The sequence below is a fragment of the Obesumbacterium proteus genome (genome assembly GCF_001586165.1).
Lineage (GTDB): Bacteria > Pseudomonadota > Gammaproteobacteria > Enterobacterales > Enterobacteriaceae > Hafnia > Hafnia protea.
On sequence record NZ_CP014608.1, the window covers coordinates 745,226 to 760,807 of the forward strand.

Annotated in this window: 11 protein-coding genes and 1 pseudogene; 6 read left to right on the forward strand and 6 right to left on the reverse strand. The window is 49.0% G+C overall.

The annotated features are described in order from the left end of the window. Positions 1-15: 15 nt before the first annotated feature. Together glnL and glnA are read right to left on the reverse strand one after the other, a co-directional pair. Positions 16-1,077 carry a nitrogen regulation protein NR(II) gene (glnL, locus tag DSM2777_RS03640; RefSeq protein ID WP_025799737.1) on the reverse strand — a complete coding sequence of 354 codons (1,062 nt, stop codon included), beginning with the start codon at positions 1,075-1,077 and terminating at the stop codon, positions 16-18. Between the two features lie 274 nt (positions 1,078-1,351). Then, on the reverse strand, positions 1,352-2,761 hold the full coding sequence (gene glnA, locus DSM2777_RS03645) for a glutamate--ammonia ligase (RefSeq protein WP_025799736.1): 1,410 nt from the start codon (positions 2,759-2,761) through the stop codon (positions 1,352-1,354). A 366-nt stretch (positions 2,762-3,127) separates the two neighbouring features. Here glnA and typA point away from each other — a divergent pair, with 366 nt between their 5' ends. Beyond that, positions 3,128-4,951, forward strand: coding sequence for a ribosome-dependent GTPase TypA (typA, locus tag DSM2777_RS03650; protein ID WP_025799735.1), 1,824 nt, complete (start codon positions 3,128-3,130; stop codon positions 4,949-4,951). A 68-nt stretch (positions 4,952-5,019) separates the two neighbouring features. Here the strand turns inward: typA and DSM2777_RS03655 are convergent, their stop codons facing one another. Further along, positions 5,020-6,657 (reverse strand): methyl-accepting chemotaxis protein, encoded by a 1,638-nt coding sequence (locus tag DSM2777_RS03655; RefSeq protein WP_061553201.1) that lies wholly within the window; start codon positions 6,655-6,657, stop codon positions 5,020-5,022. Positions 6,658-6,969: 312 nt separating this feature from the next. Here DSM2777_RS03655 and yihX point away from each other — a divergent pair, with 312 nt between their 5' ends. The 4 genes from yihX (at position 6,970) to fabY (ending at position 10,156) form a co-directional block, all read left to right on the forward strand. Then, a complete protein-coding gene (yihX, locus tag DSM2777_RS03660; protein WP_061553202.1) occupies positions 6,970-7,557 on the forward strand; it encodes a glucose-1-phosphatase in 588 nt (195 codons plus the stop codon). A 158-nt stretch (positions 7,558-7,715) separates the two neighbouring features. Then, complete coding sequence (locus DSM2777_RS03665; RefSeq protein ID WP_061553203.1) at positions 7,716-8,621, forward strand: virulence factor BrkB family protein; 906 nt, start codon at positions 7,716-7,718, stop codon at positions 8,619-8,621. Continuing rightward, a complete protein-coding gene (gene dtd / locus DSM2777_RS03670; RefSeq protein ID WP_046458851.1) occupies positions 8,622-9,059 on the forward strand; it encodes a D-aminoacyl-tRNA deacylase in 438 nt (145 codons plus the stop codon). It begins immediately after the preceding gene. Between the two features lie 167 nt (positions 9,060-9,226). After that, positions 9,227-10,156, forward strand: a complete 930-nt coding sequence (gene fabY, locus DSM2777_RS03675) for a fatty acid biosynthesis protein FabY (protein WP_040044547.1) — start codon at positions 9,227-9,229, stop codon at positions 10,154-10,156. Positions 10,157-10,267: 111 nt separating this feature from the next. Here the strand turns inward: fabY and DSM2777_RS03680 are convergent, their stop codons facing one another. Continuing rightward, on the reverse strand, positions 10,268-11,500 hold the full coding sequence (locus DSM2777_RS03680; RefSeq protein ID WP_061553204.1) for an MFS transporter: 1,233 nt from the start codon (positions 11,498-11,500) through the stop codon (positions 10,268-10,270). A 273-nt stretch (positions 11,501-11,773) separates the two neighbouring features. On the opposite strand from DSM2777_RS03680, the gene DSM2777_RS03685 reads away from it, so the two are divergent. Continuing rightward, the gene (locus DSM2777_RS03685) at positions 11,774-12,769 is read left to right on the forward strand and encodes an acyltransferase (protein ID WP_061553205.1); all 996 of its coding nucleotides are present in this window, start codon (positions 11,774-11,776) and stop codon (positions 12,767-12,769) included. A 48-nt stretch (positions 12,770-12,817) separates the two neighbouring features. On the opposite strand, the gene DSM2777_RS03690 is transcribed toward DSM2777_RS03685, so the two are convergent. Next, positions 12,818-13,819: a lysozyme inhibitor LprI family protein gene (locus DSM2777_RS03690; protein WP_046458854.1), complete on the reverse strand. Its 1,002-nt coding sequence runs from the start codon at positions 13,817-13,819 to the stop codon at positions 12,818-12,820. Between the two features lie 548 nt (positions 13,820-14,367). Next, positions 14,368-15,548, reverse strand: a pseudogene (gene xylR / locus DSM2777_RS03695) (D-xylose utilization transcriptional activator XylR). Between the last annotated feature and the right edge of the window lie 34 nt (positions 15,549-15,582).

A 15,582-nucleotide genomic window follows, 5' to 3' on the forward strand; every position in this document is an offset into this window, starting at 1 on the left:
AGTGAATGTTGTGAATTACTTGCGAATAGGCAGATAAACCGAAAATTCGGTATGCCCCGGCCAGCTATTAAATTCAATTTTACCCTGATGCTGGTCGATGAGATTTCGGGCAATCGACAGGCCGAGTCCGGTACCGCCTTCGCGGCCACTGACCATCGGATAAAACAGGGTATCGTGCAGATGGGCGGGGATCCCAGGACCATCATCTTCAATATCAATACGTGCCGCTAAGCGATAGCGCTCGCCATGCAGGGTGAGCTGGAATGCGGTTCGCGTGCGCAACGTAATTGTGCCTCCCGCGTTTCCTAGCGCTTGGAGCGCATTGCGGGTGATATTAAGTAGCACTTGCTCAATTTGTTCAGGATCGTGCTCAAGCTCCGGCAGGCTCGGATCGTAATCTCGAACCAGCGTGACGTTGTCGGGGCATTCGAGCGAAACCAGCTGGCAAACACGTTCTGCCACCTGATGAATGCTTTGTGTGACGTGTTGACCCGGACGCTGAGGGCCTAACAGCCGATCGACCAGATTTCTAAGACGGTCTGCCTGCTCAATGATGACCTTGGTGTATTCGGTCAGCGAGGGATCGGGTAAGGCTTTAGCTAACAGCTGCGCCGCGCCGCGTAATCCACCGAGCGGGTTTTTAATCTCATGAGCTAATCCACGCACCAAATCGCGAGCGGCGACCTGCTGGGCATGCTGTAGCTGTTCTTGGCTGAGGCGGCGCTGGCTATCCATCGGTGAGAGTTCCAACAGGATAAAATCATCACTCATGGGTTGTGCCGTGAGCGCCATAATATGTGCATGGCCATCAATAACCAGCGTGACTTCATTATCGGTAAAGCCCTGCCCAGCATGCAGGCTATCGTGCATCAGCCGAATATTCAGCGAGAAGTAGCCTAATAAGTCTGGGAGTGGGGTGCCGAATAATTTGCGAGAACTTTGAGCCAACAGCTGTTGGGCGGCTGGATTGGCGTAATGAACCGCCAGATTGCGATCGAGCAACAATACGCAGGTAATCAGAGAATTGAGAATTTGCCCGGAGTCGGGCTGTTTACGTGCGGTTTGCGCATCGGTCATGGATTGGTCGGCCATATTGCGGGCTCCTGCACTGTTTTGGTGCAAATAAGATAAATGCACTTTAGCATGCTTTCAAAACCGTGGGATTTGGCGAGTAAAAAAATTTCTCCGCGGGTGCCCATCAGTTAGATGCTCAAAAAAAGTGGAGAAAAAAACCCATCCGAAGATGGGTATAAAGTTTCCACGGCAACAAAAAATCGACGAACCAATTTGAATCTTTTAGCGGCACGCCATAAGACGTGCCAAGCGCATGAGCGTGTTTTAAACGCCGGTTTTAGACGCTGTAATACAGTTCAAACTCAACAGGATGCGGAGTCATGCGAACACGTTCCATCTCTTCCTGACGCAGTTTGATGTAAGCGTCGATCGCGTCGTTGGTGAACACGCCACCGCGGGTCAAGAATTCACGGTCAGCATCCAGACAGGCTAGCGCCTCGTCCAGAGAGCCCGCAACGGTTGGGATCTCTTTCGCTTCTTCTGGTGGCAGATCGTACAGGTTTTTATCCATCGCATCGCCAGGATGGATTTTGTTCACAATACCGTCCAAGCCTGCCATCAGCAGTGCCGCGAAGCACAGGTATGGGTTAGCCGCTGGATCTGGGAAGCGAACTTCAATACGGCGACCTTTCGGGCTGGCGATAACTGGAATACGGATAGAAGCAGAACGGTTACGGGCAGAGTAAGCCAGCATAACAGGTGCTTCGTAGCCTGGGACCAAACGCTTGTAGGAGTTGGTGGTTGGGTTTGCCAGCGCGTTGATCGCTTTAGCATGTTTGATTACGCCGCCAATGTAGTACAGCGCCATTTCAGACAGGCCCGCGTATTTGTCGCCTGCGAACAGGTTAGTTCCGTTCTTAGACAGGGACATATGGCAGTGCATACCAGAACCGTTATCGCCAAACATTGGTTTTGGCATGAAGGTCGCAGTTTTGCCGAATGCGTGAGCCACGTTGTGAACCACGTATTTGTAAATCTGAATTTCGTCAGCTTTTTTGGTCATGGTATTGAAGCGGGTTGCCACTTCGTTCTGACCGGCGGTTGCAACTTCATGGTGATGAGCTTCAACCACCAAACCCATGTCTTCCATGGTCAGACACATGGTAGAGCGGATGTCCTGTGAAGAATCGACAGGAGGTACAGGGAAATAGCCGCCTTTCACCGCTGGACGATGGCCTTTGTTGCCGCCTTCGTATTTGGTGCTGGAGTTCCATGCGCCTTCGATATCGTCAATAGCTACGTGGGAGCCACGAATGCTGCTGCCGAAACGAATGTCATCGAACAGGAAGAATTCTGGTTCAGGCCCAAACAGAACGGTGTCTGCGATGCCCGAAGAGCGCAGGTAATCTTCTGCACGCTTAGAGATGGAGCGTGGGTCGCGGTCATAGCCCTGCATGGTGCCTGGCTCAAGAATGTCGCAACGGATAATCAGAGTTGGTTCTTCAAAGAATGGATCAAGAACCGCAGTGCTTGCATCTGGCATCAGCACCATGTCGGATTCGTTGATACCTTTCCAGCCGCCGATAGAGGAGCCGTCAAACATTTTACCTTCTTCAAAGAAGTCGGCATTGACTTGATGAGCAGGGATCGTAACGTGCTGTTCTTTACCTTTAGTATCAGTAAAACGCAGGTCTACGAATTTGACTTCATGCTCATTCAGCATTGTTAATACGTGTTCAGCGGACATACTCTACTCCCGGTTGCCTAAGGTCGTCGTGGAACGAATCTGTATATATAAATGGTTTTTTCACCATAAATTTATACAAGCTAAAACCATGCCAACTTTACAAATCGCTCGGAAAGCGCATAATTGGCGTATCTGGTGATAGGAGACTATGCACCAGAATCGAATTCCGCACCAGAATGGTGCAGTGTAAGATTTCATATGCACCATTCCAGTGCAAATTGTTCATTCCCGCGCCGTTTGGCATCGTGAATAGGATCACAAACTCACCTTTTTACGGTTGTTTATAAGAGATGCTTGTGATCTTGTTTAGTCCCTCGCTTATTACGTGTACAATAGCGCGCTATTTCTAATGCCTGAGGCAAAGCTGTGATCGAAAATCTGCGTAACATCGCCATTATTGCGCACGTTGACCATGGGAAAACTACCCTGGTTGACAAGTTGCTACAACAATCCGGCACGTTCGGTGAACGTGAAGAAGCAACTGAACGCGTAATGGACTCCAACGATTTGGAGAAAGAGCGTGGGATTACCATCCTCGCGAAAAACACCGCCATTAATTGGAAAGACTACCGTATCAACATCGTGGATACCCCGGGGCATGCTGACTTCGGTGGCGAAGTTGAACGTGTAATGTCTATGGTTGACTCGGTACTGCTGGTTGTTGACGCAATGGATGGCCCTATGCCGCAGACCCGTTTCGTGACCAAAAAAGCATTTGCTAACGGTCTGAAACCAATTGTGGTTATCAACAAAGTTGACCGTCCGGGCGCACGTCCTGACTGGGTTGTCGATCAGGTCTTCGACCTGTTCGTTAACTTGGACGCAACCGACGAGCAGCTGGACTTCCCAATCGTTTACGCATCTGCGTTGAACGGTATTGCGGGTCTGGACCATAACGATATGGCCGACGACATGACTCCGCTGTATCAAGCGATTGTTGACCATGTATCTCCGCCACAAGTTGAAGCTGATGCACCTTTCCAGATGCAAATTTCTCAGCTGGACTACAACAACTACGTTGGCGTTATCGGTATCGGCCGTATCAAACGCGGTAAAATCAAACCTAACCAACAGGTTACTTTGATCGATAGCGAAGGCAAAACTCGTAACGGTAAAGTCGGTAAAGTTCTGACCCACATGGGTCTGGAGCGTATCGAAGCTGACGTTGCTGAAGCTGGTGACATCATCGCAATCACCGGTCTGGGTGAACTGAACATTTCCGACACCATTTGTGAAGTCGGTAATGTTGAAGCTCTGCCTGCGCTGAGCGTTGATGAACCAACTGTAACCATGTACTTCTGCGTAAACACCTCTCCGTTCTGCGGTAAAGAAGGTAAATACGTGACCTCCCGTCAGATCCTGGAGCGTCTGCAGAAAGAACTGGTACACAACGTTGCTCTGCGCGTTGAAGAAACTGAAGATGCTGACGCATTCCGCGTTTCAGGCCGTGGTGAACTTCACCTGTCGGTTCTGATCGAAAACATGCGTCGTGAAGGTTTCGAGCTGGCAGTATCTCGTCCTAAGGTTATCAACCGTAAGATTGATGGCCGTATGCAAGAACCGTTTGAAAACGTAACTCTGGATATCGAAGAGCAGCACCAGGGTTCAGTCATGCAAGCCATGGGTGAACGTAAGGGCGACGTTAAAAACATGGTTCCAGATGGCAAGGGTCGTATCCGTTTGGATTACATCATCCCTGCGCGTGGCCTGATCGGCTTCCGTACTGAATTCATGACTATGACTTCTGGTACTGGTCTGCTGTACTCCACCTTCAGCCATTACGACGATGTACGTCCAGGCGAAATCGGCCAGCGTCAGAACGGCGTGCTGATCTCTAACGGTCAGGGTAAAGCGGTTGCGTTTGCTCTGTTCGGTCTGCAGGATCGCGGTAAGCTGTTCTTGGGTCACGGTGCAGAAGTTTATGAAGGCCAGATCATCGGTATTCATACTCGTTCTAACGACCTGACCGTTAACTGCTTGACCGGTAAAAAACTGACCAACATGCGTGCGTCTGGTACTGATGAAGCAACGACTCTGGTTCCTGCGATTAAAATGTCTCTGGAACAGGCTCTGGAATTCATCGATGACGACGAATTGGTAGAAGTGACTCCGGTTTCTGTACGTATCCGTAAACGTCACCTGACTGAAAACGACCGTCGCCGCGCAGCTCGTGGCCCTAAAGAAGACTAATCTTCTTTAACGATTGTTTAAGTCTGATATGAGGGCACCTTTGGGTGCCCTTTTTTTATACCTAAAAATCAGATCCAGTTTTCATCATCTAGCGTTTCAGCTGTTTTTACTGTCGCTGAGTTTTTTACCGGCGTTGTGGTTTGACCTTTAATTTGAAAGACGGCGACGGCCTGCGTTAGGGTTCCTGACAGATCCTCAACGTTTGCCGCTGTGGTGGCAACCTGCTCAACCAAGGCCGCATTTTGTTGAGTGACCTGATCCATCTGGGTGATGGCTACGCGAATTTGCTCTACACCACGGCTTTGTTCTTCAGAGGCGTAAGAGATGCTGTCCATCATCGTGCTGGCCTTCGAGATAGCGCTGGTCATTTCCGCGATTGTTGAACCCGTTTTATCTGCCAGTTCCGCACCTTCTTGAATTTGGTAAGCAGATTCAGAAATGAGGCTGTTAATTTCTTTGGCTGACTGCGCAGAGCGTTGGGCAAGGTTACGCACCTCGCTGGCGACAACGGCAAACCCACGACCGGCTTCGCCTGCGCGAGCAGCCTCAACGGCGGCATTCAGCGCTAATATATTGGTTTGGAATGCAATGCTGTCGATGACGCTAATGATATCGCCCATCTTTTGCGCATTGGTTTTAATGGCATGCATTTTAGTGGTCATGTTCTTCATCTGCTGCTCGCCTTCATGAGCGATAGAAGCTGATGTTTGAATCATGGAGGAGGCTTGCACGGCGTTATCCGCGTTGAGCTTAACCGTAGACGATATCTGCTCCATGCTGGCGGCTGTTTCTGCTAGCGCGGATGCCTGCTCTTCCGTTCGGCTAGATAGATCGGTGTTGCCTGCTGCAATTTCTTGAGTGCCAATATTAATGGACTCCACCCCATCGCGAATAGACGTCACGGTTTCAATCAGTTCATATTGCATTTCTTGCAGTGCGGCACATAACTTACCGATTTCATTATTGTTTTCAACGTCAATCGAGTGACGAAGATCGCCTTTACCAATTTGGGAAAAATAGCCTGAAACCTTGTTCAACGGCTTCACCAAGATGCGATCCAACCAGAAGTAAGCAATGATAAATAGCACCACTACGGCAGCTAAAATGGCGCACATGATTTGAATAGAGAACTCGTAAGAAGCGGTGCTATCGGCGCTAGCTTTGACCAGATTCTCCTGACGCAGTTTTATATAGTTTGTGTATTGCGCATCATATTCGTTACGCACTTTTAGGCGGGATTCTTGATGGCTTGCCATGGACTGCTGGAGCTGGTCTGGTGTGGTGAAATTTTCCAATAAGCCAATATTCGTCAACGCGCTGGCAACCTGATCCGCCTGTGTTTTTTCCATGATCCTACCGATTTCTGGCCGGCTCATCGTCAGTCCAGGGATCTTCATGAACAAGTCAAAGTTATCCTGTGAGATTTGTAATTCTTGGCGTAATGATTTGACGACCTGAGGCACGTTAACCGGCATGTTATTGGTAAGCTGGATAACGGTGCTGTCAATAATCGAACGCAGGCGTAAGACGGCATCGCGTGAATCGGAGAGTGCTTTTTGTTCGCTTGCGGTGACTTCCAAAAAGTTAACGTCTTCATCGTTTTGATGAAGAAAATACATCCCAATTCCGCTGGACGTAAATTGGAGTAGGGCAAATACGGCTAATAAAACGAGCAGCCCTGTTCTGATTGTTAGATTTTTAAACATAGTTTCCGGCCTTGTTTTGGGTAATAAATATGCGATGCTTGATTTGCTATCGGCGGAAGTTAGAAAATTCTTATACCCACAGGGAAATAAAGGTTTTGCTGCTATTGAAATAGTCATCCGCAGTGAGGAATTGTGACCTATGTCCAATTTTTGCGAGTTTAAGTAGGGCGTTCTGCTATCAAGGTGTTGTGCAAAGCTTCAGAACAGCGGATTTTGGGTGTTCTGTGTTCGCTGCGGCGTTTAGAGACGGTGCCTATTTCAGCGCACGATTTCAGGTTAGAGTAAAAATTCACAAAAAATCAGGAGCGGCACATGTTGTACATCTTTGATTTAGGGAATGTGATTGTTGATATTGATTTTAAGCGCGTGCTCGGTGTTTGGAGCAAATATAGCGGTGTGCCGCTGGCAACGCTGTCCGAACGCTTCAAAATGGGCGAAGTTTTCCAACAGCACGAGCGTGGCACTATTACCGATGAAGAGTTTGCGCACAAACTCTGTGCTGAAATGGGGATAGCACTCAGCTTCGAACAGTTTGAGTTAGGTTGGCAGTCGGTGTTTGTTGGCCTGCGTCCGGAAGTGATTGAGCTCATGAAAAAGTTGCGTAGCTACGGTAACCGCGTGGTTGTGCTCTCCAACACTAACCGCCTGCACAGTAACTATTGGCCGAAGCATTATCCTGAAGTAGAAGCCGCCAGCGATCACATGTACCTCTCTCAAGATCTCGGCATGCGTAAACCCGACGCGGAGATTTATCAGCACGTGTTGGCTCAGGAACATTGCCCAGCCAGCGATGCGGTATTCTTTGATGATAACGCTGAAAACGTAGCGGCCGCGTCGGCGTTGGGAATTAAGTCTATTCTCGTCACGGATAATAAAGTCGTGCCTGCGTATTTTGCCTAACCTATATATGGGGTAGGTAATCAGGGAGCAGGCAATTAGGATAATTCGATTTATCCTGTGCATTTTTTTGCGCAACCCCAAGAAAACGTTAACATTAAAAGATGTTTAACCGCTCAGGCCGTAATGTCATGGCCTGAGCGTTGTTTTCAGGAGGGGGCATGACCCTTTTTTCTTGGCAGTCAGCAAAGTCCTGCGTCTCTTTTGGGCGCCTTTTATGGGCCAGAGTCAATCACGACCGAGTAAGCATGATGGCGGGTAGTCTGGCCTATGTTTCTTTGTTATCTCTGGTTCCTCTCGTCACAGTGGTCTTCTCGCTGTTTGCCGCTTTCCCCATGTTTGGCGAAGTTTCTGAACAGCTTAAGCACTTTATTTTTACCAATTTCGTCCCCGCTGCTGGTGATGTCGTGCAGTCTTATATCGAACAGTTTGTCGCCAATTCGAGCAAGATGACCGCCGTGGGTGCCGTTGGGCTGATCGTCACGGCTCTGCTGGTAATCTCCTCCGTTGACGGTGTGCTAAACCATATTTGGCGTAGCCGTACTCAGCGCCCAATCGTCTATTCATTTGCGATCTATTGGATGGTATTAACCCTTGGGCCCATTTTAGTGGGGGCCAGCATGGCGATTAGCACCTATCTGCTTTCCATCCGCTGGCTGGCGATGACCGGCGTGTATTCGCTGGTGGATCAGATACTACGGGTTTTCCCCCTATTGTTGTCCTGCGCTAGTTTCTGGTTAATTTATTGCGTCGTGCCCACGCAGCGAGTCCCTGCCAGAGATGCGTTAATCGGCGCGGTGGTGGCGGGGCTATTATTCGAACTGGGTAAAAAAGGCTTTGGGCTATACGTCACGATGTTTCCATCGTATCAATTGATTTATGGCGTACTGGCCGTGATACCGATACTGTTTGTCTGGGTCTACTGGAGCTGGTGTATTGTGTTATTGGGCGCAGAGATTACCGTCTCGCTAAGTGAATACCGCGCCATGCATCAGCGCGCAAAACGAGAAGAAAACCAGAAAATTCAAGCGACACCGCCAGAAAACGATAAGGAAGAGAAGAACTAAATGATAGCGTTAATTCAGAGAGTAACTCATGCCAGCGTTGTTGTTGAAGGCTCCACCGTGGGTGAGATTGGCCCAGGGCTGCTGGTATTACTGGGCGTTGAAAAAGAAGATAACGAACAAAAAGCCCAAAGGCTGCGTGACAAAGTATTGGGCTATCGCATTTTCAGCGATGAAAACGACAAAATGAATCTTAACGTTCAGCAAGCCGGTGGCAGCGTATTGGTGGTTTCCCAATTTACCCTAGCCGCAGACACTCAAAAAGGGATGCGTCCAAGTTTCTCCGGTGGTGCCGCTCCCGATGAAGCAGAGCGCCTATATGAATACTTCGTTGGCCAGTGCCGTGAAACCGGCATCAACACCCAAACCGGGCAGTTTGCAGCCGATATGAAGGTTTCACTACTCAATGATGGGCCGGTCACCTTCTGGCTCCAGGTTTAGGCTATCTTGCTTGCCATTTTGAGGTTGGGCAGTGCTCAGAATCCTCACGTACTATTGTACGCTCCGGTTCTTGCGCGCTGTCCGCTCTCAAAATGACTGCGCCGATAACGCCTAAACCACGATGACTATCTGTACCTTTGCGATTGTACGATGAGAGAGAGCAAGTTATGTACCACCTGCGAGTTCCGGTTACAGAGCAAGAGCTAAAAGATTATTACCAGTTTCGCTGGGAGATGCTGCGTAAGCCGCTGCATCAGCCGGTGGGATCGGAGCGTGATGCCTATGATGCGATGGCGCACCATCAAATGGTGGTTGATGAGTCGGGCAAACCCGTTGCTATCGGGCGCTTATATATCAATGCCGATAATGAAGCCTCTATCCGCTTTCTGGCGGTTGATCCAACCGTACAGGCCAAAGGGTTAGGAACGCTGGTGGCGATGACGCTGGAGTCTGTAGCGCGTCAGGAAGGGGTTAAACGGGTGGTGTGTAGCGCACGTGAAGATGCGGTGGAGTTTTTTGCCAAATTGGGTTTTGAAAATCAGGGCGAAATTACCGCACCGCAAACCACGCCGGTACGTCATTTCCTGATGATTAAGCCAGTCGCAACGCTCGATGATATTTTACATCGCCCCGATTGGTGCGCTCAGTTGCAAAAAGCATGGTACGAAAACATCCCGCTGAGTGAAAAAATGGGTGTGCGTATCAGCCAATATACCGGCCAGCGCTTTGTCACCACCATGCCTGAGTCAGGCAATCAAAATCCACATCAAACGCTGTTTGCGGGTAGCTTGTTTTCATTGGCGACGCTCACAGGCTGGGGGCTGATTTGGCTGCTGCTGCGTGAGCGCCATTTGGGCGGAACCATTATTCTTGCCGATGCGCATATCCGTTATAGCGCACCGATTACCGGTCGACCGCGAGCGGTTGCGGATCTCAGTTCCGTCAGCGGCGATCTGGATAGGCTTGCCCGTGGGCGCAAAGCGCGCGTTCAGCTTTCAGTGAATTTATATGGTGATGAGCATCCCGGCGCGGTGTTTGAAGGGACTTATATGGTACTACCGGCGACCGAAGATGATGATGAGGGCAGTATTCAGTAAGGCTTGGTGAATTGCAGCCCCAGCTTAACCCTCCCCTTCGCAGGGGAGGGAACCGCTTGGTGAAGCGTGGAATTTCTCTGAGCGGCTTCGACCAATGTGAAGTGCGGCCAATTATGCCGCCTGCGGCATTCCGACTTGTTTGTTACGTAAGAACATCACCACAAGCGTTAGCCAAATAATACCGCTCATCAGGTTAAACAGGCTGAACCAGCTATTACCGCCCAGCAGATAAGCGTGTTTGGTTAACTCAATGCCGACGGTAAAAATCAGCATACTAAGCATACCCATTGCTGCCGACACGGTGCCTTTACTCATATCGCTGGAAAACAGCGTTAAACGGTATAACCCTGCGTTAGCGATTCCGATCCCGAAGGCGTAGATACTCAGCCCCGCCGTCATCCACAGATAGGCATGAGAAGCGTGTACCGTGGCAATCGCCGCGATTGCCAGCCCCAGCATCATTGGCCATGCGCCAAGTTTAATCAGGGAGCGAACGCTGCGCGTGCTGGTTAGTTTCGCCAGCGTAAAGTTGCCCAGAATCAACGCGCCAAACACCGGAACCTGTAGAAGTCCGTAATCATAGCTGCTTAAACCTTCGCCGCTAATTATGATGACCGGAGACTGTGCGATCCAAGCTAACAGCGGCAAACTGGCAAAACCGGTCGCGAGCGCACCACACAAAAAATGGCGGTTCGATAGCACCTGTTTATAGTCCTGCCCCAGCGCTTTCAGCGACAGTTTTTCACCACGACGCGTCGCGGTTTCAGGCATCGCACGCCACAATCCATAGAAAGAAAACGCGGCGAGTGCGGCAAACATCACAAACATCATTTGCCATGGCAAAACATGCACCCAAGCAGCACCGGCTAAAGGCCCTAGCAAGGGAGCAATCAGGGCCACGTTCGCCATCAGCGCGGTGATTTTTATGCACACCGATTCTTCAAAAGATTCTTGAATTGCGGCATAGCCCACGGCACCAATAAAGCACAGGCTCACGCCCTGCAAGAAGCGCAGCAGCGTAAATTGCTCAATCGTCTGTGCTAGCAAAATGGCTAAACACATCACGACAAAATAGGCCACGCCCGCCAACATCACCGGACGACGCCCGATGCGGTCCGACAATGGCCCAAGCAGCCATTGCAGGAACATGCCGCCGGCCAGATAAGCGGTCATTGACGTTGGTACCCATTCTTGGCCAACGTTAAATTCTTGCACCACGGTCAACATGCCGGGCTGAATCATGTCATTGCCGATATAGGTGGTGAATTCATACAGAACCAGACAAAGCGGAAACAGCAGCGCCTGTCGGCCCAATCGCCCTGCGGCGGTGAGAGACTTTTGCATATTTATTAGTTATTTGTTTATTCAGAAAAGAGAAAAAAAACCGGCGATGTGTCGGTGAACAGATTATGTTTTACGAACAACGTGAGGCTGAGTGGCTATTTTGCCGTCAATTATCACGCTTGGCAATCAGTGATGTGTAACTCAAATATATAAATCACGATAAAGCTTAGGCATTGTTCTGATTGCTGATAGAGGGGTTGGAAGGTTAACCTGTTTTTAACAAAAACGCCGTCGGTGTTATGCGGAATTCAGGTAAGGGCTTGGCGCAAAAACATGAGTCAGAAAATCATTTGGATCGATAACTTACGCGCCACGGCTTGCCTCATGGTAGTGATGATCCATTCAACAACTTACTATGTCACCAGTGGGTTTAGTATTGGCCAAATAAATTGGGACGTAGCTAACCTCCTGAATTCGGCATCTCGGGTATGTGTGCCCTTATTTTTCATGATTTCGGGCTATCTGTTTTTTGGCGAGAAGTCTGCTCAAGGGCGGCATGTACTGCATGTTTTGCGCTGTTTGCTTTTTTATAGCGCGCTAGGGCTGCTGTACATCAGTATGCTGACACATATTAACCCGTGGCTTTCTATTCGGTATTTCCTCGTCAAGCCGGTGTTTTATCACCTATGGTTTTTCTATGCGATCTTGGCACTGTATATCATTTCCCCATTGATTAGTGTGCGTGCGGTGAGTGCACGATATTTGGCGATAGTGGTTGCCGTGCTGGCGGTTATTGCTAACCCTAATTTGCCGCAATACAGTTATCAAGGGATCAAGCTGTTCCCCATTAATCTGCATATCTCTGGTGACATGTTTTACTACCTGCTTTATGCGTTGATGGGCCGATCTCTAGGGACGTTACATACCGAGCAGCGGCGCGTATCTTGGAGCGCGGCGCTAACCTTTATCGGCTGCGTGGCCGCGATTGCATTTTCTACCTACCGCCAAACACTGCATAACGGTGGATTTGCTGATACTTACTACATGTACTGCGGGCCGCTGGTGTTTATTGCGAGCTGCGCCATTTTTCTATTCTTTAAGAATAACTTTAACCATTCCCAATCTCGGTGGATGGCGTTTATTTCGCGCCATTCGTTGGCGATTTATGGATTCCATGCCTTTTTTATTCACTTCATTCGCACTCATCATCTAGATGCACGCAGCTGGCCGCTGGTGGACATTTTCATGGTGTTTTTCTTCGCGCTGGCGGGAAGTTTGCTGTGCAGCTGGGCTCTGGGGAAAATCGATAGAAAGGGCTGGGTTTCATAATTATCCCCCATTCTCGCGATGGCAAGAATGGGGGTAGGAATACTTTGGCTACTTCTCTAAAAAATGAAGCTTCCACGATGCCAAAGTTCTTGGCATCATTTTTTCATCCTTATTTTTTGAGCTGTAATAGCGCATGGTCAGTTGGCCATTTTTGTCTGGCACAATCAGGCCTGCCCACATATCGCCTTCTGGCGTATACATGATGATAGCGGCTTTGTTATTTGACGCGCCACGCACCCACATCGAAACCACTCTAGCGCCAATGTTGTCGAGATCTTCGCTATAGATATAGACGTTTGCGGTATCGACAAAGCGCTGATAGTCATCGCCCACGAGTTCACGGAATTGCTGGTCGCGAGCGGCTTCCGTAATAATGCCAATGGACAGCAACGAAGGCTTTGGACGAGGATCTTTCGTCGCTTTCGTATATTTTCCGTCAATGAATACGCCATCAGGCATGGACATCCTGCATCCCCAGTCGGCGTTACTGTGAATTTGTAGCGAGCCATCCTTTTTAGGAATGAGCAGCAGTTTACAGCTGCTGGTATCCGTGACGCGATCGACGATACCGATGCCATAAAGCTTACGGGCTTCGGCGGTATATTCATCACCGTTCATTCCCGTCCAAGCATGGATATCAATGTTAAAGCCCCATTCATTGCTGCGGCTGAATTGGACGGTGCCTCCGCTCATATTACCCGCGCTAAGATTCCACCACTGGCCATCCCATTGGAAGTTAGTATCGGCATCAGAAAGGGTGCTGATCCCTTCATAATAAGCGCGCTCGATACAATTATCGCTGGTGCATTTTTCGAGCGATTTTTCCCAGTTTTCGTACTGGCTATGCACTTTCAGCGAGTCTTCTTTAACCAGCATGGCCCGATAAATAATGGTCATCGTGGTGTCTAGCCAGTGCAGGCCATCGTTACTACAAATGGTATTTTCTAACGGCGTGGTGGCACGCTGGCAGTTAACCGCCATCGCTTGGCTACTGGTCAGGCCCACGAGCAGAACCAAGAAAAACTTAATTAATGTGTTTCTAACACACATATTAAAACCTAATAAGAGTAAATCGGATTAATCATTGCCAGTATATTTGGCAAAACATTAACCAACAAATTATTTATCGTATTTGTGTTTATTTTTCGCGCTTAAGATTTTTCTAACTCATGCCGCTTTTCATAGATGTTCTTTCTTTTATTGCTTGAGGATGTCATGAGAATAGAAAGTAATAATTTTGCTTACTTATCAACTGAACTTATATCTCAGAATCAAAACGAAATGACAAGGAAGCCGCTCGGGATCCAGCGAGCAAGCGGACATGAATGTCCACAAACTGGGGTATGGCGGATGATGAACTCATCTTCAAATCCTGTTCTCAATATCCGCAAAGGCACAATTATGCCTTACTACCAAGGCTCTCCCGTTAATTGGCAGTTAGCTGATTATATCTTGAGTGACGAGATCGACCGATAGCGTGTTCCCGCCGCTTTGATATTAACCCCAATTTATTTGAGTTGAGGTAAAAGGCGGCGGTTTTAGTCAGGGGTAACTAAGACTTTTCTTATCAGCTTACTGTTTCATTCGCTAATTTTTCGTTATCCAATATTGTCCCCAAAACGATCGCGATAATCCTTTGGCGTCATGCAGTATCCCTTCTTAAATACTGAATAGAAATATTGCAGCGATGGATAGCCACACATCTGAGAGATTTCATTGATCGATAGCGATGTGGCGACTAAGAGATTACGTGCACGATCTAACTTCTCTTCATGGATCACGGCATGAATGGTTTGCCCGGTTTCATCTTTAAAACGCTTCTCCAGATTTGAACGCGACATTCCCACGGCATCCAAAACCTGTTCAACCTTGATCCCTTCGCAGGCGTGGTGACGAATAAAATGCATGGCTCGAATCACGGACGGATCGCTTAGCGAACGAAAATCGGTCGATCTTCGCTCAACCACTTTTATCGGCGGGACTAAAACACGTTGAGGAACCGACGGTTTTCCGCTTGATAGCAGCTGATGCAGCATTTTTGCTGCACGATATCCCATCTGACGCGTGCCCTGTGCGACTGACGAAAGCGCCACGCGTGACAGATATCGCGTGAGTTCTTCGTTATCGATACCGATGACGCTGATTTTTTCAGGTACGGCAATATCAAGATGCTCGCATACCTGTAGCAGATGGCGCGCACGCGCATCGGTAACGGCAATAATCCCGGTCTGCGGCGGCAGCGTTTGCACCCAGTCAGCCAGCCGGTTCTGCGCGTATTGCCAGTTATCTGGCGTGGTTTCCATGCCTTGATACACCACGCCTTGGTATTGCTCTTTAGCAACCAACTGGCGGAAAGAATACTCTCGCTCCTGCGCCCACCGTTTATCGCTGCTGGTTGGCAGGCCATAAAAAGCGAAACGGTTGATGCCTTTTTCTTTGAGATGCAAAATGCGCTTTCGACCAGCGCATGGTTATCGGTGGCGATGTAAGAAACCGGTGGGTAGTCTTCTTCGCGATGATAAGAGCCACCGACGCCGACAATCGGCACTTCGAGATGACTTAACAGTGCTTCGATTTCGCGGTCGTCAAAATCGGCAATCACGCCATCGCCCAGCCAATCTTTGATATTGTCGATACGGCAACGAAAGTCTTCTTCGATGAAAATATCCCAATCACACTGAGAAGCCTGTAAATACTCACCCACACCTTCCACAACCTGACGGTCATACGCCTTGTTGGCATTGAATAACAATGTAATGCGATAGCGTTTGGCAAACATGCTGACTCCATTAAACGATGATGAGTAAGGCGCA